The 21,850-nt window shown below is 74.3% G+C and carries 19 protein-coding genes; 11 read left to right on the forward strand and 8 right to left on the reverse strand.

Features of this window, described 5'->3' with window-relative positions; genetic code table 11:
* Positions 1–8: 8 nt before the first annotated feature.
* The 3 genes from fusA to DEJ43_RS29525 all read right to left on the reverse strand — a co-directional run bounded on the left by fusA (position 9) and on the right by DEJ43_RS29525 (position 2,776).
* Positions 9–2,015 (reverse strand): elongation factor G, encoded by a 2,007-nt coding sequence (gene fusA / locus DEJ43_RS29520; protein ID WP_015037062.1) that lies wholly within the window; start codon positions 2,013–2,015, stop codon positions 9–11.
* Positions 2,016–2,079: 64 nt separating this feature from the next.
* Positions 2,080–2,211, reverse strand: coding sequence for a hypothetical protein (locus DEJ43_RS38640; protein ID WP_015037063.1), 132 nt, complete (start codon positions 2,209–2,211; stop codon positions 2,080–2,082).
* A gap of 148 nt (positions 2,212–2,359) precedes the next feature.
* The gene (locus tag DEJ43_RS29525) at positions 2,360–2,776 is read right to left on the reverse strand and encodes a VOC family protein (RefSeq protein ID WP_015037064.1); all 417 of its coding nucleotides are present in this window, start codon (positions 2,774–2,776) and stop codon (positions 2,360–2,362) included.
* A 209-nt stretch (positions 2,777–2,985) separates the two neighbouring features.
* Between DEJ43_RS29525 and DEJ43_RS29530 the strand changes: the two genes are divergently transcribed.
* Positions 2,986–3,621: a nucleoside/nucleotide kinase family protein gene (locus DEJ43_RS29530; RefSeq protein ID WP_078508779.1), complete on the forward strand. Its 636-nt coding sequence runs from the start codon at positions 2,986–2,988 to the stop codon at positions 3,619–3,621.
* A gap of 51 nt (positions 3,622–3,672) precedes the next feature.
* Here DEJ43_RS29530 and DEJ43_RS29535 read toward each other — a convergent pair whose 3' ends face one another.
* Positions 3,673–4,419 carry a CTP synthase C-terminal region-related (seleno)protein gene (locus DEJ43_RS29535; protein ID WP_015037066.1) on the reverse strand — a complete coding sequence of 249 codons (747 nt, stop codon included), beginning with the start codon at positions 4,417–4,419 and terminating at the stop codon, positions 3,673–3,675.
* A gap of 96 nt (positions 4,420–4,515) precedes the next feature.
* Here DEJ43_RS29535 and DEJ43_RS29540 point away from each other — a divergent pair, with 96 nt between their 5' ends.
* From DEJ43_RS29540 to DEJ43_RS29555, 4 genes are all read left to right on the forward strand, one after another.
* Entirely contained in the window at positions 4,516–5,040 is a 525-nt protein-coding gene (locus DEJ43_RS29540) for a tetratricopeptide repeat protein (RefSeq protein WP_015037067.1), read from the forward strand.
* 12 nt (positions 5,041–5,052) lie between these two features.
* Positions 5,053–5,934 (forward strand): LysR family transcriptional regulator, encoded by an 882-nt coding sequence (locus DEJ43_RS29545; protein WP_015037068.1) that lies wholly within the window; start codon positions 5,053–5,055, stop codon positions 5,932–5,934.
* A 49-nt stretch (positions 5,935–5,983) separates the two neighbouring features.
* Positions 5,984–6,943: a DUF1444 domain-containing protein gene (locus DEJ43_RS29550; RefSeq protein ID WP_015037069.1), complete on the forward strand. Its 960-nt coding sequence runs from the start codon at positions 5,984–5,986 to the stop codon at positions 6,941–6,943.
* 120 nt (positions 6,944–7,063) lie between these two features.
* A complete protein-coding gene (locus DEJ43_RS29555) occupies positions 7,064–8,230 on the forward strand; it encodes an aminopeptidase P family protein (protein WP_015037070.1) in 1,167 nt (388 codons plus the stop codon).
* Between the two features lie 18 nt (positions 8,231–8,248).
* Here DEJ43_RS29555 and treZ read toward each other — a convergent pair whose 3' ends face one another.
* Together treZ and DEJ43_RS29565 are read right to left on the reverse strand one after the other, a co-directional pair.
* Entirely contained in the window at positions 8,249–10,000 is a 1,752-nt protein-coding gene (gene treZ / locus DEJ43_RS29560) for a malto-oligosyltrehalose trehalohydrolase (protein WP_015037071.1), read from the reverse strand.
* Positions 10,001–10,043: 43 nt separating this feature from the next.
* On the reverse strand, positions 10,044–11,039 hold the full coding sequence (locus DEJ43_RS29565) for a GNAT family N-acetyltransferase (protein ID WP_015037072.1): 996 nt from the start codon (positions 11,037–11,039) through the stop codon (positions 10,044–10,046).
* Positions 11,040–11,175: 136 nt separating this feature from the next.
* Here DEJ43_RS29565 and DEJ43_RS29570 point away from each other — a divergent pair, with 136 nt between their 5' ends.
* The 3 genes from DEJ43_RS29570 to DEJ43_RS29580 all read left to right on the forward strand — a co-directional run bounded on the left by DEJ43_RS29570 (position 11,176) and on the right by DEJ43_RS29580 (position 13,630).
* Complete coding sequence (locus DEJ43_RS29570) at positions 11,176–11,724, forward strand: DUF1707 and FHA domain-containing protein (protein ID WP_015037073.1); 549 nt, start codon at positions 11,176–11,178, stop codon at positions 11,722–11,724.
* Between the two features lie 199 nt (positions 11,725–11,923).
* Positions 11,924–13,039, forward strand: a complete 1,116-nt coding sequence (locus tag DEJ43_RS29575) for a cytochrome P450 (protein WP_015037074.1) — start codon at positions 11,924–11,926, stop codon at positions 13,037–13,039.
* Positions 13,040–13,141: 102 nt separating this feature from the next.
* Complete coding sequence (locus DEJ43_RS29580; RefSeq protein ID WP_202491795.1) at positions 13,142–13,630, forward strand: hypothetical protein; 489 nt, start codon at positions 13,142–13,144, stop codon at positions 13,628–13,630.
* A 45-nt stretch (positions 13,631–13,675) separates the two neighbouring features.
* On the opposite strand, the gene treY is transcribed toward DEJ43_RS29580, so the two are convergent.
* Entirely contained in the window at positions 13,676–16,024 is a 2,349-nt protein-coding gene (gene treY, locus DEJ43_RS29585; RefSeq protein ID WP_071892235.1) for a malto-oligosyltrehalose synthase, read from the reverse strand.
* Positions 16,025–16,114: 90 nt separating this feature from the next.
* Between treY and DEJ43_RS29590 the strand changes: the two genes are divergently transcribed.
* Positions 16,115–17,347, forward strand: a complete 1,233-nt coding sequence (locus DEJ43_RS29590; RefSeq protein ID WP_015037078.1) for an MFS transporter — start codon at positions 16,115–16,117, stop codon at positions 17,345–17,347.
* On the opposite strand, the gene glgX is transcribed toward DEJ43_RS29590, so the two are convergent.
* Complete coding sequence (gene glgX, locus DEJ43_RS29595) at positions 17,316–19,436, reverse strand: glycogen debranching protein GlgX (RefSeq protein WP_015037079.1); 2,121 nt, start codon at positions 19,434–19,436, stop codon at positions 17,316–17,318. The two genes, DEJ43_RS29590 and glgX, sit on opposite strands and share 32 nt — an antisense overlap.
* Before the next feature lie 190 nt (positions 19,437–19,626).
* Between glgX and DEJ43_RS29600 the strand changes: the two genes are divergently transcribed.
* Together DEJ43_RS29600 and DEJ43_RS29605 are read left to right on the forward strand one after the other, a co-directional pair.
* Positions 19,627–20,430, forward strand: a complete 804-nt coding sequence (locus DEJ43_RS29600) for a hypothetical protein (protein ID WP_051025956.1) — start codon at positions 19,627–19,629, stop codon at positions 20,428–20,430.
* Between the two features lie 55 nt (positions 20,431–20,485).
* Positions 20,486–21,820 carry a copper amine oxidase gene (locus tag DEJ43_RS29605; protein WP_015037081.1) on the forward strand — a complete coding sequence of 445 codons (1,335 nt, stop codon included), beginning with the start codon at positions 20,486–20,488 and terminating at the stop codon, positions 21,818–21,820.
* Positions 21,821–21,850 lie beyond the last annotated feature (30 nt).

Consider the following 21,850-nt stretch of genomic DNA (forward strand, 5'->3'; position numbering starts at 1 on the left):
GACCGGGCCTACGGCGCCGGCGCGTAACCCGCCGGGCGGGTCGTGAAGGTGCCCCGGCCCTGGGTGCGGCCGCGGAGGCGGGACGCGTAGCCGAAGAGTTCGGCCAGCGGCACCGTCGCCTCCACCACCGCCGTGCCGGCGCGGGTCGTCTGGTCCGTGACCCGGCCGCGGCGGGCCGCGAGATCGCCGAGGACCGCGCCGACCGACTCCGCCGGGACGGTGACCGTCACATCGGCCACCGGCTCCAGGAGGGTCACCACGCTCGCGCGGAGCGCCTCGCGCAGCGCGAACCTGCCCGCCGTGCGGAACGCCATCTCCGAAGAGTCCTTCGGATGCGTGGCCCCGTCCGTGAGCGTCACCCGCACCCCCGTCACCGGGTGGCCGCCGAGCGGACCCTCGACGAGCGCGTCCCGGCAGCCGGCCTCGACCGCGCGGACGTACTCCTGCGGGACACGGCCGCCCGTGACCACCGAGGAGAACGCGAACTCCGTCCCGTCGGGCGCCGGTTCGACGTCGATGACGACATGGGCGAACTGGCCCGCGCCGCCGTCCTGCTTGACGTGGCGGTACAGCAGACCCGTGACGCCCTTCGTCACCGTCTCCCGGTACGCGACCTGCGGACGGCCGACCGTGACCTCAAGCCCCCGGTCGCGCCGCAGCTTCTCCACCGCGACCTCCAGGTGCAGTTCGCCGAGGCCGGACAGCACCGTCTGACCCGTCTCCGGGTCGGACCGCACGACGAGCGACGGGTCCTCCTCCGAGAGCCGGGCGAGGGCCGTCGCCAGGCGGCCGGTGTCGGTGCCGCGGCGGGCCTCCACCGCGACCGTGACCACCGGGTCGGCGGTCGTGGGCGGTTCGAGGACGACCGGCGCGGCCGGGTCGCACAGGGTCGCCCCGGCGCGGGCGGACTTCGGGCCCACGACGGCGACGATGTCACCGGCGCGCGCCACGTCGACCTCGGTGGCCCGGTCGGCCTGGACCCGGAGGACGCGGGCGATCCGTTCGGTGCGGCCGGTGGTGGTGTCGAGCACGGTGTCCCCCTTTCCGAGCGTGCCCGCGTAGACGCGGAGATACGTCAAGCGGCCGGTGGCGGTCGCGCTCACCTTGAACGCGAGCGCGGTGAACGGGGCCGTCGGGTCCGCCGGGACCTCACCGCGTACCGGAGGCATGTCCGCCGGCGCGGGAAGGTAGGCGACGACGGCGTCGAGGAGCGGTTCCACGCCCCGGTTGCGGTAGGCGGAGCCGCAGAGGACGACCACGGCCTCACCGCCGAGGGTGAGGTCGCGCAGCGCACCCGTCAGCGTCGCCTCGGAGAGCGCGGACCGCTCGCAGAACTCGTCGAGGGCGCCCGGGTGGAGCTCCGCCACGGTCTCCTCCAGATGTCGCCTGCGGCGCAGCGCCTCGTCGCGGAGGTCGTCGGGGACCGGCAGGTCGGTGTACGTGTCGGCGCCGTCGGCCCACTCGTACGCCCGCATCCTGACCAGGTCCACGACGCCGGTGAAGCCGTCCTCGCGGCCGATGGGCAGCTGGACGGGGAGCGGGACGGTGCCGAGCCGGGTCCGGATCGACTCGACGGCGCTGTCGAGCTCCGCGCCCGCGCGGTCCAGTTTGTTGACGAACGCGAGGCGCGGGACGCCGTGCCGGTCGGCCTGCCGCCACACCGTCTCGCTCTGCGGCTCGACGCCCGCGACGGCGTCGAAGACGGCGACGGCGCCGTCGAGGACGCGCAGCGAGCGCTCGACCTCGTCGGAGAAGTCGACGTGACCCGGGGTGTCGATCAGATTGATCCGGTGGCCGGCCCAGTCGCAGCTGACGGCCGCGGCGAAGATCGTGATGCCCCGGTCCCGCTCCTGCGGGTCGAAGTCGGTGACGGTGGTGCCGTCGTGGACCTCGCCGCGCTTGTGGGTGGCGCCGGTGAGGTACAGGAAGCGCTCGGTGACGGTGGTCTTGCCGGCGTCGACGTGAGCGAGGATGCCGAGGTTGCGGACGAGGCCGGTGAGCTGGGTGGTACGCACGGTGTCGTGCCTTTCGCTGCTGCTGGATGAAGACAGGGCAGCGCGATTCCCGGACGACGGGCCGTCAGACGGACGGCGGCGGCGTCACGGGTCGGCGATGGCGGGCGCGCAGCCGCCACCGGCCGGAGGGAGAGGCGAGGATCACGTCGTACCGGGCACGGGAGGGCGACACGACGGCGGCACGGCGGCTGCGCACGGTCGGCTCCCCTCGGTTACGGACGTCTCACGGCCCGCACGGATCGGTGCGGCCGAGACGTGAGTGTAGGGAGGTTGACGGGCCGCGCGACAGCGGTTTTCGGGGGACCGGATCCGGCAACGGCCGGAGATCCGGAGCTCCTTGTCGGCTACGCCGCCGGGTCCGCCGGCTGGAGGAGGTCCCAGCGGTTGCCGTAGAGGTCCTCGAAGACGGCGACCGAGCCGTAGGGCTCGTGGCGCGGCTCCTCCATGAACTTCACCCCGGCCGCCGTCATCCGCTCGTGGTCGCGGGCGAAGTCCTCGGTGTGCAGGAAGAAGCCGACCCGGCCGCCCGTCTGGTTGCCGACGGACGCCTCCTCGGCCTCGTTCTTCGCGCGGGCGAGCAGCAGGCCCGCGTTCCCGAGGCCGCCGACGCCGGCCGCGCCGCGCGGGCGGACGACGACCCAGCGGTTGCCGCCACCCCGGTCGGTGTCCTCGACCAGTTCGAAGCCGAGGGCGTCGGTGTAGAAGGCGATGGCCTCGTCGTAGTCACGGACGACGAGGGTCACGAGTGCGATGGACGGCATTACCCCAACGTAATACGCGGAAGCAGTAGCAAACCACCCGCGCCGACCCGTGTCGTTCCGGCCCGGATGGGAGGGTCCGAACGAGGGTCGGGGGAGGGGCGGACGAGGGTCGCGGCCGGTTCCGGACCGGCCGGGGGCCGCCGCCACGGCCGCCCCCGTGCCCGATTCCGGGCCCGAAGGCCCTCGTGGCGGCCCCGCCCGGTGCGAGAATGCCCCGCATGGACGTGGAGCAGTTCGACCGCCTCGCCGCCCGGGCACGGGCCCTCGCCGAGGGGCGGGACCGCCGGGTCCTCGGGCTCGCCGGGCCGCCCGGAGCGGGGAAGTCCACGCTCGCCGAGCGGCTCGTCGCCCACCTCGGCGGGCGCGCCGTCCTCGTCCCCATGGACGGCTTCCACCTCGCCCAGGCCGAACTGGAACGCCTCGGCCGGGCGGGCAGGAAGGGCGCGCCCGACACCTTCGACGCCGCCGGGTACACCGCGCTGCTCGCCCGGCTGCGCGCCCCCGAACCCGGCACGACCGTCTACGCGCCCGCCTTCGACCGCTCCCTCGAAGAGCCGATCGCCGGGGCGATCCCCGTCGGGCCCGAGGTCCCCCTGGTCATCACCGAGGGCAACTACCTGCTGCACGACGCGGGCGCCTGGGCCGGCGTCCGGCCCCTCCTCGACGAGGCCTGGTACCTCGACCTGGACGACCGGCGCCGGGTGTCCCGGCTCGTCGAGCGCCACGTCCGCTTCGGCAAGGACCGCGACCGCGCCGAGCGCTGGGTCCACGACTCCGACGAGGCCAACGCCCGCCTCGTCGCCCCCGGCCGGGCCCGCGCCGACCTCGTCGTCACCGTGAGCTAGGACCCGCGCCCGCTCACGTCCCGGTCACCCTGAGCTAGGACCCGCGCCCGCTCACGTCCCGCTGACGCCCTCCGCGTGCCTCGTCGCCGCCACCGCGAGCGCCCGGATCAGCGGATGCGGGCGGGTGCCGTCGCCCGCGAGTTCCGGCTGGAAGAGGGTGGCGAGGAAGAAGGGGTGCGAGGGGAGCTCCGCGATGCGGATGCCGCCCTCCTCGTCCGCGCCCGTGAACCGCAGCCCGTGGGCCCGCAGGGTGTCCAGGTGGCGGCTGTCGGGGCCGTAGTTGCAGTGGTAGCGCTCGGTGGTGCGCTCCGCGCCCAGGGCCCGCTCGGCGAGCGAGCCCGGGGTGACCCGTACGACCCCCTCGTGCCCCACGAGGGAGCAGGCCAGCGGCGCGATCAGCAGGTCGCCCTCGTCCGCCGACGGGTCGTTCTCCGCGTGCGCCGCGCCCGTCAGGCCGCAGACGTCCCGCGCGTACTCCAGCAGCGCGTGCTGGAACCCGCCGCACGTGCCGAGGAAGGGGACGCCGTCCTCGCGGGCCGTGCGGATCGCGGCGAGCGCGCCCGCCTCGCTCTCGTACGGGCTCCCCGGCAGCACCCACACCGCGTCGAAGCCCCGCACCGCGCCGGGCGCGGCCGCGTCCCCGGTCGGAATCCAGTACGCGTCGAGGGCGAGGCCGTCCCGCTCGGCGAGGGCGTCGAGCAGGACGGGAATGCGGACGTGGGAGCGGACGTGCGGGGAGCGGTCGCCGACCAGGGCGATCCGGGGGGTACGAGGAGGAAGGGTGTGCGTGTCGTTCATGGGCACCATCCTTGGCCGCGCCGCCAGTTCACGTCCAACGATGATTCCTGCATCCGGCATCACGAACGCTAATGGCGGGGTGGATACGCTGACCCCATGACGAACGACCACGACTGGGAGCACCGCGTCGCCGCCCTCTGGGAGCGCCTCGACGCGTACGAGCCCGCCGACTTCCGCGCCCGCGTCGCCGCCCTCGCCGCCGAGCGCCCCGACGACGACCCCGCCGCCCTCTTCGAACAGGGCGCCGCCCACGACTCCACCGGAGAGCCCGAAGAAGCCGTCCGGTTCTACCGCCGGGCCCTGGACCGGCGGCTCAGCGGCCTGCGCCGCCGCCGGGCCGTCATCCAGCTCGCCAGCAGCCTGCGCAACCTCGGCCGCCCCGACCGGAGCGTCGAGCTCCTCACCGCCGAACGCGCCATCCCCGCCGAAGAGTTGGACGCCGACGAGGCCGCGCTCTCCGGCGCCGTCGACGCCTTCCTCGCCCTCGCCCTCGCCGACACCGGCCGCGACCGCGAAGCCGCCTCACTGGCCCTCGGCGCCCTCGCCCCCCTGCTGCCCCGCTACAACCGCTCCCTCACCCACTACGCCCGCGCCCTCCTCACCGCCCCCGACGGGTCCTGAGCCGCCCCCCCCATGGACCCGCACCTCCTCCGTACGTACGTCACCGTCGCCCGGCTCGCCTCCTTCTCCGAGGCCGCCCGCGCGCTGGGCTACACCCAGTCCGCCGTCTCCCAGCACATCGCCGCCCTGGAAGCCGACCTCGCACTGCCCCTGCTCACCCGCAGGCCCGTCGCCCCGACCCCCGCCGGGGAGCGGCTCCTGGAACACGCCGGGGCGCTGCTGCTCCGCCTCGACGCGGCCCGCGCCGACCTCGACCGGTTCGCGGCCGCCCCCCGCACCACCCTGAGCGTCGCCGCCTCCCCGCTCGCCCTGCACCCCCGCACCCTCGCCGCGCTCCCCGCCACCGGCGTCACCCTGTGCGCCCTGCCCCGCGAGCGGGTGCCCGAGGCCGTCGCCACCGGCGACGCCGACGCCGGGCTCGTCGACGGCATCGCCGCCCCCAGCGACCCGCTGCGGCTGCCCGACGTCGCCCCGCTCACCGCCACCCCCGTCGCCGAGGAGCCCCTCGCCGTCCTGCTGCCCGCCGGCCACCCGCTCGCCGGACGCCCCGGGCTGCGCCTCGCCGACCTGGTCGACGCCCGCTGGCTCGACGCGCCCGCCGCCGGAGTCCCGCTCGACGAGCTGCGGTCCGTGCACGGCGGGCCCGCCGGGCGGGGCTTCCGTACCGCCCTGCGCTACGAGGGCACCGACACCCGCGCGCTCACCGCACTGGCCGCCGCCGGGCACGGCCTCGCGCTGCTGCCCCTGCCGCTGGCCGCCGGGGTGCCCGGCGCCGTCGGCGTCCCCCTCGTCGCGCCCCGGCTGGTCCACCGCACCGAACTCCTCCGGCCCGCCGGCCGCGTTCCCGCACCCACCGGACCGGTGGCCCGGTTCACCGGACGGCTGGGGGCCTGACACCGGCAGTCGCTACCCTGTGCGCAACGGCGACGGAAGGCGGACGGGCGTGGCGTGGTGGCGACGAGGACCCCGGCGGGACGGCGACGACGCACCGAGGGACCCCGAGTTCGCGTACTTCTCGCAGCGCGAGGCCGCGCTCTTTCGGGGCCGCGTCCGGGAGACCTTCGCCGAACTCGGCCTGGAAGTCACCGTCTACGCCGACCACGTCATCGACGACAAGGGACGCCGCTTCGGCCTCGGCAACCTCGCCGCCGTCTGCCACCAGGACCGGCGCGGCCCCCGCGTCTGGCCCGGCACGATCCACCGGCACATCGGCCTCGTCGTCCGCGCCATGGAAGGCCCCTCCGCGCTCGACACCCTGCCGCCCGAGCAGATCCGCTCCCAGCTCTACCCCCGCGTCGTCAGCGGCGAGGGCATCGACGCGGCCGCCTTCGGGTACGCCAGGACCGTCGCCCCCGGACTGTACGAGGTCCTCGCCCTCGACCTGCCGGAGAGCGTCATGATGCTCACCGACGAGGCGCTCGAACGGCTCGGCGACCACACCCAGCTGCGCGACCGGGCGCTGCGCAACCTCCGCGGGCTGCCCGTCGAGGAACACGAGACCGTCCGGGACGCCGACGGCATGTGCTTCGAGATCATCCTCGGCGACTCCTTCTACACCGCGAGCCGCGTCCTCGACCTGGACGGCGTGGTCCGCCGGGTCACGGGCGTGCCGCTCGGCGAGCACGGCGCCCTGGTCGCCATGCCGTTCCGGCACCAGCTGGCCTTCCACCCCATCCGGGACACCTCGATCATCCCGGCGCTCGGCGCGATGGCCTCGTTCGCCGCCTCCGGGTACGAGGACACGCCGGGCGCCATCAGCCCGTACGTCTTCTGGTGGCGCGGCGGCACGCTCACCCAGCTCAGCGAGCACGACGAGGAGCGGGGCGACCTGCGGATCGTCGTCGGCGACGACTTCCAGGAGCTCCTGGAGCGGCTCATCGCCCAGGGCCCGGACCGCCGCTGACCCGGCGGCCCGCGCCGCGCCCCGCCGCTCCCGGCCCGCCGACCACCAGGTCGCGGCCCCGGTCCCCGCCCGGCAGGATGCTGTACGTCCAGGACGCAGCGGAGCCGAGAAGGAGACCCCATGTCGAGCACCCCCGCCCCCGCGACGGAGACCGGGACCGCGTCCGAGGCGGCCCTGCCCTTCACCGCGGACGACTACCGGGCCCGGATGGCCCGCGCGGCCGAGTCCGCCGCCGACGCCGGACTCGCGGGCATCGTCGTCGCGCCCGGACCCGACCTCGTCTACCTCACCGGCTACCAGCCCACCGCGATCACCGAGCGGCTCACCGTCCTCGTCCTCGCAGCCGGACAGGAACCGGTCCTCGTCGTCCCCACCCTGGAGGCCCCCGACGCCGAGAAGGCCGCAGGGGCCGCCGCGCTCACCCTGCGCGACTGGACCGACGGCAAGGACCCGTACGCCGTCACCGCGCCGCTGCTCGACGTCGACGGCAGGTTCGGCATCAGCGACAACGCCTGGGCCATGCACCTCCTCGGCCTCCAACAGGCGCTGCCGGGCACCTCGTACGTCTCCCTCACCGAGGCCCTGCCGATGCTCCGCGGCGTCAAGGACGCGCACGAACTGGCCAGGATCGCCGCCGCCGGAGCCGCCGCCGACCGGGCCTACGGCGAGATCCTCAAGGTCCGCTTCGCCGGCCGCAAGGAGACCGACGTCGCCGCCGACCTCGCGGGGCTGCTGCGGCGCTTCGGACACTCGCAGGTCGACTTCACCGTCGTCGGCTCGGGACCCAACGGCGCCAACCCCCACCACGAGGCGGGCGACCGGGTCATCGAGCACGGCGACATGGTCGTCCTCGACTTCGGCGGCCTCAAGCACGGCTACGGCTCCGACACCACCCGCACCGTCCACGTCGGCGAACCCACCGACGAGGAGCGGCGCGTCCACGACCTCGTACGGGAGGCCCAGCAGGCCGGCTTCGAGGCGGTACGGCCCGGGGTGGCCTGCCAGGAGGTCGACCGGGCGGCCCGCAAGGTCATCACCGACGCCGGGTACGGCGAGTACTTCATCCACCGCACCGGCCACGGCATCGGCGTCACCACCCACGAACCGCCCTACATGATCGAGGGCGAGGAGCTCCCGATCGTGCCCGGCATGTGCTTCTCCATCGAACCCGGCGTCTACCTGCCCGGCCGCTTCGGCGTCCGCATCGAGGACATCGTGACCGCCACCGAGGACGGGGCGGGCCGCCGCTTCAACAACACCCCGCACGAGATGGCCCTCGTCGAATAGCACGGCCGCGCGGCGGGCTCAGCCGTCCGTCAGGAGGACCGCCGACTCGCCCGGGAGCCGCAGGGCCCCGTCCGCCGCCGGGGTGGCGACCGGCTCCCACGCCGCCAGCACCTGGTCACGGCCGTTGGAGCCGAGCGGGATCACCGCCGGCTCCTTGCCCAGGTTGACCGCCACCCGCAGCACCCCGCGCCGGAAGACCAGCCAGCGCGCCTCCTCGTCGAAGGCCACCTTCACCCCCGCCAGGTCCGGGTCCGTCAGGTCCGGCAGGGTGCGGCGCAGCGCGATCAGCTGGCGGTACCAGGCGAGCAGCCGCTTGTGCGGGTCCCGCTCGCGCTCGGCCCGGTCCAGGACCGAACGGTCCCGGGTGGCCGGGTCCTGCGGGTCGGGGACCTCGTCCTCGGCCCAGCCGTGCGCCGCGAACTCCCGCCGCCTGCCCCGCCGTACGGCCTCCGCCAGCTCCGGGTCCGTGTGGTCGGTGAAGTACTGCCAGGGCGTCGTCGCCCCCCACTCCTCGCCCATGAACAGCATCGGCACCGACGGCCCCGTCAGCACCAGGGTCGCCGCGCAGGCGAGCAGACCCGGCGAGAGGGAGGCCGAAAGACGGTCCCCCAGAGCCCGGTTGCCGATCTGGTCGTGGGTCTGGGCGTACCCGAGGAACCGGTGCGCGGGGGTGCGCTCCCGGTCCACCGGCCGCCCGTGCCGGCGGCCCCGGAACGCCGAATAGGTGCCGTCGTGGAAGAAGACGTGCGTGAGGGTCTTCGCGAGCGCCGCCATCGGGGCGCGCGCGAAGTCCGCGTAGTAGCCCTGGGACTCACCCGTCAGGGCGCAGTGCAGCGAGTGGTGGAAGTCGTCGTTCCACTGGGCGTGCACCCCGAGCCCGCCGAGCGCGCGCGGAGCCGTCGTCCGGGGGTCGGCCAGATCCGACTCGGCGACCAGGAAATGCGGACGGCCCTGCTCCTTCGCCAGCTCGTCGACGGCCGCCGACAACTCCTCCAGGAACGTCAGCGCCCGCGTGTCGGCGAGGGCGTGCACCGCGTCGAGGCGCAACCCGTCGATCCGGTAGTCCCGCAGCCAGGCCAGCGCGCTGCCCCGGAAGTACGCCCGGACCTCGTCCGAGCCCGGCGCGTCCAGGTTCACCGCCGCGCCCCACGGGGTGTGGTGGGTCTCCGTGAAGTACGGCCCGAAGAGCGGGAGATGGTTGCCGGACGGCCCCAGATGGTTGTGCACCACGTCCAGGACCACCCCCATGCCGAGCCCGTGCGCCGCGTCCACGAACCGCTTCAGCGCCGCCGGACCGCCGTACGGCTCGTGCACCGCCCACGGCGCCACCCCGTCGTACCCCCAGCCGCGCACCCCGGGGAACGGGCACAGCGGCATCAGCTCCACATGGGTGACGCCGAGGCCCGCCAGCTCCCCGAGGTGCGCGGCCGCCGCGTCGAGCGTCCCCGCCGGGGTGAACGTGCCGACGTGCAGCTCGTACAGGACGGCGCCGCGGAGCCGCAGCTTCGGGGACTCGTTCCGCCAGACGTACGCGGAGTGGTCGACGACCGCGCCGAGCCCGTCGGGCCCGTCGGGCAGCCGGGGGGAGCGCGGGTCGGGCAGGACGGGCCCCCCGTCCAGGGCGAAGCCGTACCGGTCGCCGTCCTCGGCGGGCACCACGCCCGTCCACCAGCCGTCCCGCTCGGCGTCCCGTTCCAGGGGGTGCCCGGAGCCGTTCAGCTCCAGGGTCACCCGGTCACGGGCGTGCGGCGCCCACACCTCGAAGAGCACGCCAAATCCCCTCGTCGACGGACCTACGCCCCCATCCTGGCAGTCAGGGACCCGCCACGCCCGGCGCGTCCCACACGTAGTTGATCGCGTGCTCGAAGGCGTCGTAACCCGCCCGGGCGAACGCCGCGGCCATCGGGACGTTGCCCAGGTCCGTGGCCGCCCGGATGCGCGGCACGTCGACGGCGGCCAGGACGCGCGTCCCCTCGGCGAGGATGTCGTCGATGTAGCCGTGCCCGCGGTGGGCGGGCAGCACGCCGATGTACGCGATCGTGTGGTGGTAGTTGTTCCGCGCGGGAACGACGAAGCCGACCGGCTCCCCGGTCCCCGGCAGCTGCGCCACCCGCCACCACTCACGGGGTGAGGAGTAGTGCGCGAACTCCTCGTCGTAGTGCTGCTCGGCGGCCTCGCGGGCCGACAGACCGGAGGCGAGATCGGCCTGCCCGTGCGCGTCGAGCGTGCCCTCCATGACCGGCGTCATCAGCGCGACCAGGTCCTCGCGGTCCCGCACCGGGCGGAACTCCAGCCGGCCCTTCGGCTCCGGCACGGGCGTGCCCGGCCGCCACTCCAGGCGCAGCCGCTCCACGAGCGGACGCGCCCCGGTGGCCACCAGAACGCCGAAGACGGACTCCAGGAGGGCCCGGGTCTCCGGCACCTCACGCCAGTCCGCCGGCAGGAAGCGGCCGAACTCCGGGCGCCGCGTACCCGCCGGGACCACGGCGGCCGTGGCGGTCTCCAGGAGCCGCAGCCCGATCGCCGCGCGTTCCTCCGGAGAGAGCTCGGGGGAGAGGTCGAAGAAGTCCAGGGCCTGCGGCTCACCGCCGGCGGCGTTCGTCCACCAGGCGATCCGGCCGAGGAGCCGGTCGCCGTCGAGGGCCACCCACATCCACTCGGGCACCCGCCGACCGGTGGCCAGGTCGTCGGCGAGCTCGTGGTCGAGCGAGTAGGAGAGGCGCAGGAACAGGTCGAGTTCCCCGGGTCCGGCGAGCGGACGTATGACGAGCTGGTTCGGGTCGAAGGCGGTCGGAGAGGACGTGGGCACGTGCTGGTTCCCCCTGGGAAGACGGGCGCGGAAGACGGCCGACCGTAGCAGCGGTCCCGCCGCGCGCGGTACGGAGTTTCCGCAGGCCCGGGGAGCTTCTGGACACTGCGGGCCCGGCGGACGGACAATCAGCGGTGTGACGACCCCTTTCGAGCTTCCGGCGAACTCCCCTCGGCTGACCGACGCCGAGCGGGACCGCGCGCTGGTGCTGCTCCGTGAGGGCGCCGCCCAGGGCCGCCTCTCGCACGACACGTTCGTCTTCCGGATGGAGCGCGCGCTCCAGGCCCGGCGCCCGGACGAACTCGACCTGCTCACCGCCGACCTGAGGACCGAGGGCACCTGGACCCGGCGGGTGGTGGGCGCGGTCGAGCGGATGTCCGCCTTCACGGCCCGGCTGGGGCGGGCGTGGCACGCGGAGCGACTGCCCAAGCTCCTGCTGCCGCTGCCCGGCCCGCACCCGCTGCGGATAGGCCGCGACCCGGTCAACGGCCTCCGCCTCAGCCACGAGACGGCCTCCCGACTGCACGCGGAACTGTCGATGCAGAGCGGCATGTGGGTGCTCCGCGACCTCGGCTCCACGAACGGCACGACGGTCAACGGCCGCCGGGTCACGGGCGCGGTCGTGGTCCGCGCGGGAGACGTCGTCGGCTTTGGCCAGATGTCGTTCCGACTGTCGCACGGCTAGCCCCGCCCGGCGGGACACGGCCGCCGGCTGTGCCCCCTCCGCCCCGATGACACCGGTTCCGTGGAGCTCGGTGCCGGAGCCGTCGTGTCACCCGTTCGGCGGTGTACGGCGGGCAGGGGGGCTTGGGGGGTGGTGGGCTGGGGGGACGCGCGCCACGATGTCCGGCCGCGGCACCCACCGCCGAGGGACAGGGGGCGCGATGAGCGACGAGCCGAACCGCGAGCCGGGCCGGGGCATAGCGGGCGACCGGGCGGCGGCGCCGCCCGGGGACCCCTGGACGCGGCTGCCGTCCATGGCGCCGGCGGAGCCGGTGGCCGACGGTAAGGGCGGCCCCCGGTCCGCCGCCGCGCCGGGACGGGTGCGGACCGTGCCCGATCCGGCCGTCCTCGGTGGCTCCCGGGCCAGGACCGTCGCGCCCAGTCCCCTCGACCCCGGCGCCTCGCGCGACCCGCACCGCATCCACCGGACGCTGCGGGAGGACTTCCCGCTCACGTACGACCCGCTGCTGCGGGCCTGGGTGCTCAGCCGGTACGCCGACGTGGCCACCGCCCTCACCGACAGCCGCTTCACCCACGGGCACCGGCCCGGCGACCCGCCGTGCGCGCGGGCCCATGTCGACGTCGACGTGGCGGCCCTGCGGTCGGTCACGGAGCGCACCGCGTACGTGCTGGCCCGCCGGATCGCCGAGCGGCCCCAGGCCGATCTGGTGGCCGACTTCTGCCACTGGCTGCCCGCCGGGACCGTGGCCGCCGCCGTCGGCGTCCCCTACCGCGACATGATGCGGCTCGTCCGCGGCCGGGCGGCCGGCGCTCTCGCGGGGGAGTGCGGCGGGCAGATCGCCGTACGGGAGAAGGCGCTTGCGTCCTTCCTCGGCAACGTCCTCGCCGATCCCGATCAGGTCGCCGCCCTGCGGGACGCGCCGGCCGGGCTGGTGGCCCGCGCCTGGACGGAGTCGCTGCGCCGCGACCCGCCCGTGCAGATCGCCGTGCGCAGGACGAGCGCCGAGGTGCCGGTGAGCGGCGGTGTCGTCCCGGCGGGCGTGCCCGTGGCGCTGCTCGTGGGCTCGGCGGGCCGGGACCCGGAGCGGTTCCGCGAGCCGGACCGTTTCGATCCCTTCCGTGCCGACCCGGGCCAGTTGACGTACGGCTCCGGCTTCTGCCCGGCGGTGCTCCTGGCCGGTCTTGAGGCGGAGTACGCGCTGCGGGCCCTGTTCACGGCGATGCCCCGGCTCCGCCTCGCCGAGGGCTTCCGCCCGGTGTGGGCGGGTCTCATCACGCGGGCGCCGCGGAGCCTGATCGTCCGGCCGGGAGGCTGATCCGGGGGTGGGAAGGCAGCGCTCCGCTCGCTGCTAGGGTGGCGTGCACTCGTCAAGAGCGCCTCAACCTTTACCACTTTCAACGGGGATTCAAACGTGAAGATGCGTCATGTCCGCGCGATCGCCGTCTTCGGCATCGCGGTCGTCGCCCTGACCGGCGCCCGCGGCTCGCACGGCGGCAGCTGCGGCGGCGGAAGCAGCAGCTCCGGCGGTTCGAGCAGCAACCACAACAGCGACAACGACAGCACCTCCGGTGGCACCTCCGGCGGCTCCCTGCCCGGCGGCTCCAGCAGCGCCAACAAGGCGATCCGCGACGTGACCATCGACGACTGCAAGTACGACGCGGCCACCAAGAACCTGGTCGCCCGCATCACCGTGAAGAACGACGGTGCGCTCGACTACGCCTACAGCGTCACCATGAAGTTCAAGGGCGACGCGGGCGGCACCACGGTCCCGGCGACCGCGACCAAGGCCGGCATCACGGTCGCGTCCGGCGCCTCCGCCAGCGCCGAACTGACCACCCCGTACCCCGGCTCCGGCGACGGCTCCGAGTACACCAAGTGCGAGGTCGACCGGGCTTCCCGCTCCTGACGGCCCGCGAGGGGTGAGGGCGGCCGGCCTGGGGCCAGGCCGCCCTCACTCCATTCGCGCGAGCAGCGCCACCGGCCGCTCCGCGAACAGTTCCGCCAGTTTCAGCTCCGTCGCCGGGCCGCCGGTGAACTCCCGTACGCCGTCCAGGACATCGGCCCAGCGGCCGGCCGGCAGCACCAGCTCCGTGTCCTGCCAGCCGCCCGCCTCCCAGAGCCGCAGCGGCAGCCGGGTGACGGCGGTGACCACCTCGTCGGCGCGGCTGAAGGCCAGGCAGTGGGCGGCGGCCGGGCCCTCCGCCGTCAGCGGGGCGTACGCGCCCCGGGCGCCGAAGACCGCCGGGCGTTCACGGCGCAGCCGGAGGGCCGCCCGGACCAGGGCCGTGTGGTCGTCGTCCGCGCCGACCGCGAAGGGCGCCCGGTTGTCCGGGTCGACCAGGGCCCGGTACTCCCGCTCCGTGTTCTGGTACAGCTCCGGCACCCCCGGCATCGTCAGCTGCGAGAGCAGCGCGCCCAGCGCGTGCGCCCGGATGTGCGGCTCCAGCGCGAAGGCGGCCTCCGAGGCCGCCCGCAGCGGGACGCGGCCGGGGCCGGCCGCCGCGAACTCGGCCACCGCCCGCTCGTACGCCGCGTCGGGTTCGGTCCAGCTGGTCCGGAGCCCGGCCTCCCGTACGGACTTGAGGATCGCGGGCCCGAGCCGGTCCGGGTCCGGGGCGCCGAAGCCGAAGGCCGTCTGCCAGGCCGTCCAGGCCACGTGCGCGTCCGGCGCGGGCACCCCCGCGACCTCGGCGAGGAGCTCGGACCACACCTGGGGGCACTGGGAGAGGACCGCGATCGCCGCGCGGACGTCGGCGCTGCGCTTGGTGTCGTGCGTGGACAGCACGGTGCCGGTGCCGGGCCAGTCCCGCGCGATCCGCAGGCAGTGCGCGTGGAACTCGTCCACCGACACGGCGGGCCGGCCCGCGTCGCCGCCGACCTCGTTCGCCGAGAGCAGCGGGGTGTACCGATAGAAGCCGGTGTCCTCCACCGACTTGGCCCGCAGCGCCGACGAGGTCTGCGCGAACCTCGCCCGGAACGCCCGGTGTTCGGGCCCGTCGCCGAGCGTCCCGAGCGCCAGGCCCCGTACGACGTCGACCGCCGCGGCCTCCTCGGGCACCGCGAAGGCCGCCTTCGCGCCCCGCGCGGCCTCCGCCGTCAGCACCTCCTCGCCCCCGCTCCGGTAGGGCCGGTAGACCGGCACCCGGACGAGGAGTTCACGGATCGCGGTGTGCAGCGCCCACGGCGCGTGGTCCCGCAGCGCCGGGTCCGCGGCGCAGATCCGCTCCGCCGTGCGGGTCAGCACGGCCGTCTCGGCCGCCAGGTCGTGGCCCACCACCTCGTACGCCGCGCGCCGCGCCGTCTCCTCCCAGCGGCCGCCCCTGTCCCCGGCCTTGCCGACGAACTCCCGGTAGACGTCGGCCAGTTCGTCCGCGCCGACCGGGTCGGTGAACACGCCGTCGAGCTGCCGCAGGGCGTCGTACCCGGTGGTCCCGGCCACCGGCCAGGCGGCGGGCAGCGTCTCGGAGCCGGTGAGGATCTTCTCGACCACCGTCCAGCAGCGCCCGCCGGTCGCCGCCGCCAGTTCCTCCAGATAGCCCTGCGGGTCGGCGAGTCCGTCGGGATGGTCGATGCGCAGCCCTTCGACCACCCCGTCCCGGACCAGCTCGACGATCTTCGCGTGGGTCGCCGTGAACACCTCGGGGTCCTCCACCCGCACCCCGATGAGGTCCGAGATCGTGAAGAAGCGGCGGTAGTTGAGCTCGGTCCTGGCCAGCCGCCACCAGCCGAGCCGGTACCACTGGGCGTCGAGCAGCTCGTCCAGCGGCAGCTCCTCGGTGCCGGGCCTGAGCGGGAACTCCTGCCCGTCGAGGTGCAGCGATCCGTCCGCGACCCGCAGCCGGTCCCGCACCTCCGGGAGCCGCGCGGGCAGCACGGGCAGCAGCAGCCGGCCGTCCCCGGCCGACCGGTCGACGTCGAACCAGCGGGCGTACGGCGAGTCGGGGCCGTCCCGGAGCACGGCCCGCAGGGCGTGGTTGTGCCGGGGGGAGGCCGCCATGTGGTTGGGCACCAGGTCGACGACGAGGCCGAGACCGTGCGCCCGCGCGGTCGCGGCGAGGGCCCGCAGCCCCTCCTCGCCGCCGAGTTCGGCCCGTACGGACCGGTGGTCGGTCACGTCGTACCCGTGGGCCGAACCGGGGACCGCCTCCAGGACGGGGGAGAGGTGGAGGTGCGAGACCCCCAGCCCCGCGAGGTGCGGCACGGCACGCTCGGCCGCCGCGAACGGGAACTCCGGCTGGAGCTGGAGCCGGTAGGTGGCGGTGGGAAGGACGGCTGCGGAACCGGACGGGAGGGAGGTCATGCGAACGTACGTACCCCGCAGGAGGGCTTCTGTGTCATCGCCCCATGCACCCGTTCGTGTGCATCGCGTTACGTTCGCCCGATGCTCCGGATGTATCGCGACACCCTCTCCCTGCTCGGCCCCGCCCTTCCGGTCGTGTCCTTCCTCGCCCGGCTCCCCACCGCCATGTGCCAGCTCGGCAGCCTGCTCCTGGTCGCCGAGACGAGCGGCTCCCTCGCCACGGCCGGCCTGGCCAGCGGCGCGCTCGCGGCGGGCCAGACCGTCGCGGGACCGGTCATCGGCCGGCTGACCGACCGGCACGGCCAGCGCGGGGTCGTCCTGGTGGCCTCCGCGGCCAACGCCGCCGCCGTCACCGCCCTGGTCCTCGCCGCCCTCGCCCAGCTCTCCACCCCCTGGCTGATGGGCGTCGCCGCACTCGCCGGAGCGTCCGTCCCCCAGGCCGGCCCGCTGGCCAGGACCCGCTCGGTGGCCCTCGCCCGCCGCGCCGGGGCGGACGAGCGGACCGTCGGGGCGGTGCTCTCCTTCGAGGGCACCCTCGACGAGGTGTCGTTCGTGCTCGGCCCGGCCTTCGTCGGCCTCGCCGCCGCCCTCGCCCACCCGGCCGCCGCCCTGCTCCTCGCGGCGCTGCTCCTCGCCGTCTTCGGCACGGCCTTCGCCCTCCACCCGACCGCCCGGGCCACCGCGCCCGAACCGTCCGGCTCCACCCGATCGGGCGCCGCCGAACGGGGGCGGCTGCCGGGAGCGGCGTACGTCCTGCGCGGCACGATGGTCCTCCAGGGCGCCATGTTCGGCGCCTCGCAGGCCGGGATCACCGCGCTCACCGAGGCACTCGGCGCGCCCGCGCAGGCCGGGATCGTCTACGCGGCGATGGGCGTGATGAGCGCCGTCGTCGGCCTCTCCATGGCGGCCGTGCCGGCCCGGATCGGACTCATGACCCGCTGGCGGGCCGCGACCGCCGCGCTCGTGGTGCTCTCCGTGCCGCTGCTGGCCGTCGGTTCGCTCGGCGCGCTCTACGCGGTGGTGGTCGTCCTCGGCGCCGCGTACGCCCCGCATCTGATCACCGTCTTCGGGCTCACCGAGCGATGGGTCCCCGCCCCTCGGCTCGCCGAGTCCATGGCCTTCCTGACCAGCGGGATCGTCGCCGGTCAGGCCCTCGCCCTGGCCGTGTCGGGGCGGCTCGCCGAGGGCCACGGCGCCCCCGCCGCCTTCGCGGTGGCGGTGGGGGCGGCCGTGGCCTGCGCGGTGCTGTCCTGGACGGTCCGGGTGCCGGCGCCCGTTCCCGTACGGAAGGTCAGGCCGGCCGCCGCAGAACGGTCAGGCTGAGCGGCGCGAGGGTCACCCGCTCGCCGCCCGCGAGCTCCGGGCCCTCCTGCGGCGGCATGCCCTCCGGGTCGGAGGTGTCCACCACCGTGCGCCAGCGGACCCCGTGGCTGTCGGGGACGGCGAACTCCAGCTCCTCCGAAGAGGCGTTGAACATCAGCAGGAAGGAGTCGTCGGCGATCCGCTCGCCCTGGGTGCCCGGCTCCGAGATGGCGTTGCCGTTGAGGAAGACGGTCAGTGCCCGGGCGTGCGCCGCCTGCCAGTCCCGGGCCGTCATCTCCTCGCCCTCGGGGGTGAACCAGGCGATGTCGGTGAGCTCGTCGTGGGTGCCCTCCACCGGCCGGCCGTGGAAGAAGCGGCGGCGCCGGAAGACCGGATGGTCCCGGCGCAGCCGCACCATCGCCCGGGTGAAGCGGAGCAGGGTGGCCTCGGCCTCGCTGTTCTCCTTCGGCCATTGCACCCAGGACACCTCGTTGTCCTGGCAGTAGGCGTTGTTGTTGCCGCCCTGCGTCCGGCCGAACTCGTCGCCGTGGCTGAGCATGGGAACGCCCTGCGAAAGCATCAGCGTGGCGAGGAAGTTGCGGGTCTGGCGGGCCCGCAGCTCGACGATCCCGACGTCGTCGGTGTCGCCCTCCACGCCGCAGTTCCAGGAGCGGTTGTAGCTCTCGCCGTCCCGGTTGCCCTCGCCGTTCGCCTCGTTGTGCTTGTCGTTGTACGAGACGAGGTCCCGCAGGGTGAAGCCGTCGTGGCAGGTCACGAAGTTGACCGAGGCGAGCGGCCGGCGCCCGTCGTCCTGGTACAGGTCGGAGGAGCCGGTGAGCCGGGAGGCGAACTCGGCGAGGGTGCGCGGCTCCCCGCGCCACAGGTCCCGCACGCAGTCCCGGTACTTGCCGTTCCACTCGGTCCACAGTGGCGGGAAGTTGCCCACCTGGTAGCCGCCCTCGCCGACGTCCCAGGGCTCGGCGATCAGTTTCACCTGGCTGACCACCGGGTCCTGCTGCACCAGGTCGAAGAACGAGGACAGCCGGTCCACCTCGTGGAACTGGCGGGCCAGGGTGGCCGCCAGGTCGAAGCGGAAACCGTCCACGTGCATCTCGGTCACCCAGTACCGCAGGCTGTCCATGATGAGCTGGAGGACGTGCGGGGACCGCATGAGCAGCGAGTTCCCGGTGCCGGTGGTGTCGGTGTAGTACCGGGGGTCGTTCGACAGCCGGTAGTACGAGGGGTTGTCCAGGCCCCGGAAGGACAGCGTGGGGCCCAGGTGGTTCCCCTCGGCCGTGTGGTTGTAGACCACGTCGAGGATGACCTCGATGCCCGCCTGGTGCAGGGCCCGTACCGCCGACTTGAACTCCAGGACCTGCTGGCCCCGGTCGCCCCAGGAGGCGTAGGCGTTGTGCGGGGCGAAGAAGCCGATCGTGTTGTAGCCCCAGTAGTTGGCGAGGCCCGCGTCCACCAGGCGGTGGTCGTTGACGAACTGGTGGACGGGCATCAGTTCGAGGGCGGTGACGCCGAGTTCCTTCAGGTGCCCGATCACCGACGGGTGGGCCAGTCCCGCGTACGTCCCGCGCAGCTCCTCCGGGAGGTCCGGGTGGAGCATGGTCAGGCCCTTCACATGGGCCTCGTAGATCACCGTGTGGTGGTACTCGGTGCGCGGGCGCCGGTCGTCGCCCCAGTCGAAGTACGGGTTGACCACGACCGAGGCCATCGTGTGCGGGGCCGAGTCGAGGTCGTTGCGCGCGTCGGGCTTCCCGAAGGGGTAGCCGTACACCGCCTCGCCCCAGTCGATCTGCCCCGACACCGCGCGCGCGTAGGGGTCGAGCAGCAGCTTCGCCGCGTTGCAGCGCAGCCCCCGCTCCGGGGCGTACGGGCCGTGCACCCGGAACCCGTACCGCTGGCCGGGCATCACGCCCGGCAGATAGGCGTGCCGCACGAACGCGTCGGTCTCGCGTAGTTCCACCGCCGTCTCCGAGCCGTCGTCATGGAGCAGACACAGCTCGATCCTGTGGGCGGCCTCCGAGAAGACCGCGAAGTTGGTTCCCGCACCGTCGTAGGTGGCGCCCAAGGGGTACGCCTGACCCGGCCAGACCTGCATGGATACGACTCTTCCTCTTCTGTCCGGGTTGTGTAGATGTTCTTCGGCCAGAATCCTGCCCGAAAGAGGCCCAACCGCCTAGGACTTCGACCCGTCCTACCGGGTGACCGCTGACCAAGAGGGGGAAAGAGGGGGAAGTGTGTACGAAATAGCACGCCGCCACCTGGGGAAGGTGGTGGCCGGAGCGGCCATGGCGGTGACCGGGACCGCCGTCGCCGTCGCCGTCGGTCTGCCGGGCGTTTCCGCAGGTGAAGCCCCGCCCAGGCCGGTGGGTGGCACCGCCATCGGCGGCACGGCCGCTGGGAGCGAAGGGAACGAGGGGACGGACGGCGCCGGCGCGGCCGGGTCCGGAACCGGGGCGCGGGCCGGCGGCCCGCCCGCGCCGGCGACCGTGGCCCCCGTGGCGGCCGAGGGGGAGAAGGGCGTGGGGAGCGACCCGCTCACCGACGACGAGCTGGCCCGGGCCGAGCGGCTGGCGCTGGCCGGCCCCGGCGCCGCCGCCCAGCAGAATGTCGACGGCGGCCGCGGCCCCCAGCACCTGGGCACCGGGCTCGCCGACCCGCTCCCCGGGGACGGCACGCGCCGCGCCGACGTCCGCTTCTACGACTACGGACGGGACGAGCTCATCACCCGGACCGTCAACCTCGACACGGGGAAGGTCGAGAAGTCCGGCGCCCAGCGCGGGGTCCAGCCCTCGGCCCATCCCGAGGAGCTCCGTGAGGCCCTGGAGCTGATCCTCGCGAGCCCGCTCGGCAAGGGCGTCAAGGAGGACTACAAGGACGCCACCGGCAAGGAGCTCACCGCCACCACCCAGTTGTGGTTCAACGGCGACGTCTACCGCACCTACCGCGAGGCGAACGTGCCCGAGCAGCTGACCCGTTGCGGGGAGCACCGGTGCGTACGGCTCGTCACCAAGGTCCTCAACGGGGCCTGGATCGACACTCGGAACCTGATCGTCGACCTCTCCGCGAGGACCGTCACCCGCGTCGGCTGACCACCGCCGCGCCCGGTCCTCTCCTGTCGCACCTTCGTACGAAGGAGTACGTTCCATGTCCACCCGGTACAGCCCGACCACCCGGCGACGGCGGCGCACCCGCGCCCGGGGTGCCGTCCTCACCACCGCCGTCCTGCTCGGCACCGCCGCGGCCGCCGCGGGCCCCGTGACCGCCACCGCGGCCACCACCCCGCCCGGCCCGCCGGCCCCGCCGCAGGCCGACTGCTCCGCCGCGTACCGCATCACGCAGAAGCTCGACGGCGGCGCCACCTGGCGCATGTGCTGGCGCTACGACACCGACGCGGGACTCACGCTCGACAAGGTGACCTACCAGCCGCCCGGCGCCGCCGCTCCCGTCAAGGTCCTCACCAGCGCCCGGCTCGCCCAGATCCACGTGCCGTACGACGACGGCGGCGCCGAGTACGACGACCTCACCGGCGCCGGCTTCGGCTGGGGCCTGCAGAACCTCAAGCCGGCCGAGTGCCCCGGCGGCACCCTCACCAGCGTCAAGGTGCCCGAGGTCGGCCAGGTCAAGGGCCTGTGCACGACCACCCGCGCGCGTGGCCACGCCTACCGCATGGCCGCCGACACCGGTTCCAAGGTGTGGCAGGCGCAGGCCAAGGACCTGCTCGTCTACACCGTCAACAAGGTCGGCTGGTACGAGTACATCTCCGAGTGGCGCTTCTCCGCCGACGGCACCATCGGCGCCAACGTCGGCGCCACCGGCAGCCTCTCGCCCGTCGACTACAACGCGACGGACGGCCGCGGCTGGCCCATCGGCAAGGGCGCCGACGGCTACGCCACCAGCCACGCCCACAACGTCTTCTGGAAGCTCGACTTCGGCCTCGACGGCTCAACCAAGGACCGCATCGAGCAGTTCGACTCCACCGTGACCCCACCGCCCGCGGGCGGCGGCGGACCGACCGTGAAGACCAGGCGCACCGTCGTCACCAAGGAGCTCGCCGGCGACGCGGAGAACATGCGCTGGTGGCGGGTGGTCAGCGGCACCGGCAAGAACGCCGACGGCCACGCCCGCTCGTACGAGATCGTGCCCGGGCACACCGACACCCACGCCGGGCGCGGCTTCACGCGGCACGACGTCTACTTCACCCAGGCCCGGGCCTGTGAGAGGTTCGCGAGCAACAACATCGGGGACTGCGGCCCCAACGCCGGTGACAGCGTGGACAAATGGGTCAACGGTGAGACTCTGACCAAACCGTCCGTCTGGGTCAACATCGGGTTCCACCACATCGCCCGGGACGAGGACCAGCAGCCGATGCCGGTCCACTGGCAGGGCTTCCAGCTCGCGCCCAGGGACGTAACCGCTATGAATCCGCTCACTCCGCCCGATCTCGCCTCGCAGAACGGGCAGCCCGATCTGGGGAGTTGAGCAAGCAGCCTGACGATCCTGCTGCACCGC

This window comes from Streptomyces venezuelae ATCC 10712 (assembly GCF_008639165.1).
Taxonomy (GTDB): Bacteria; Actinomycetota; Actinomycetes; order Streptomycetales; family Streptomycetaceae; genus Streptomyces; species Streptomyces venezuelae.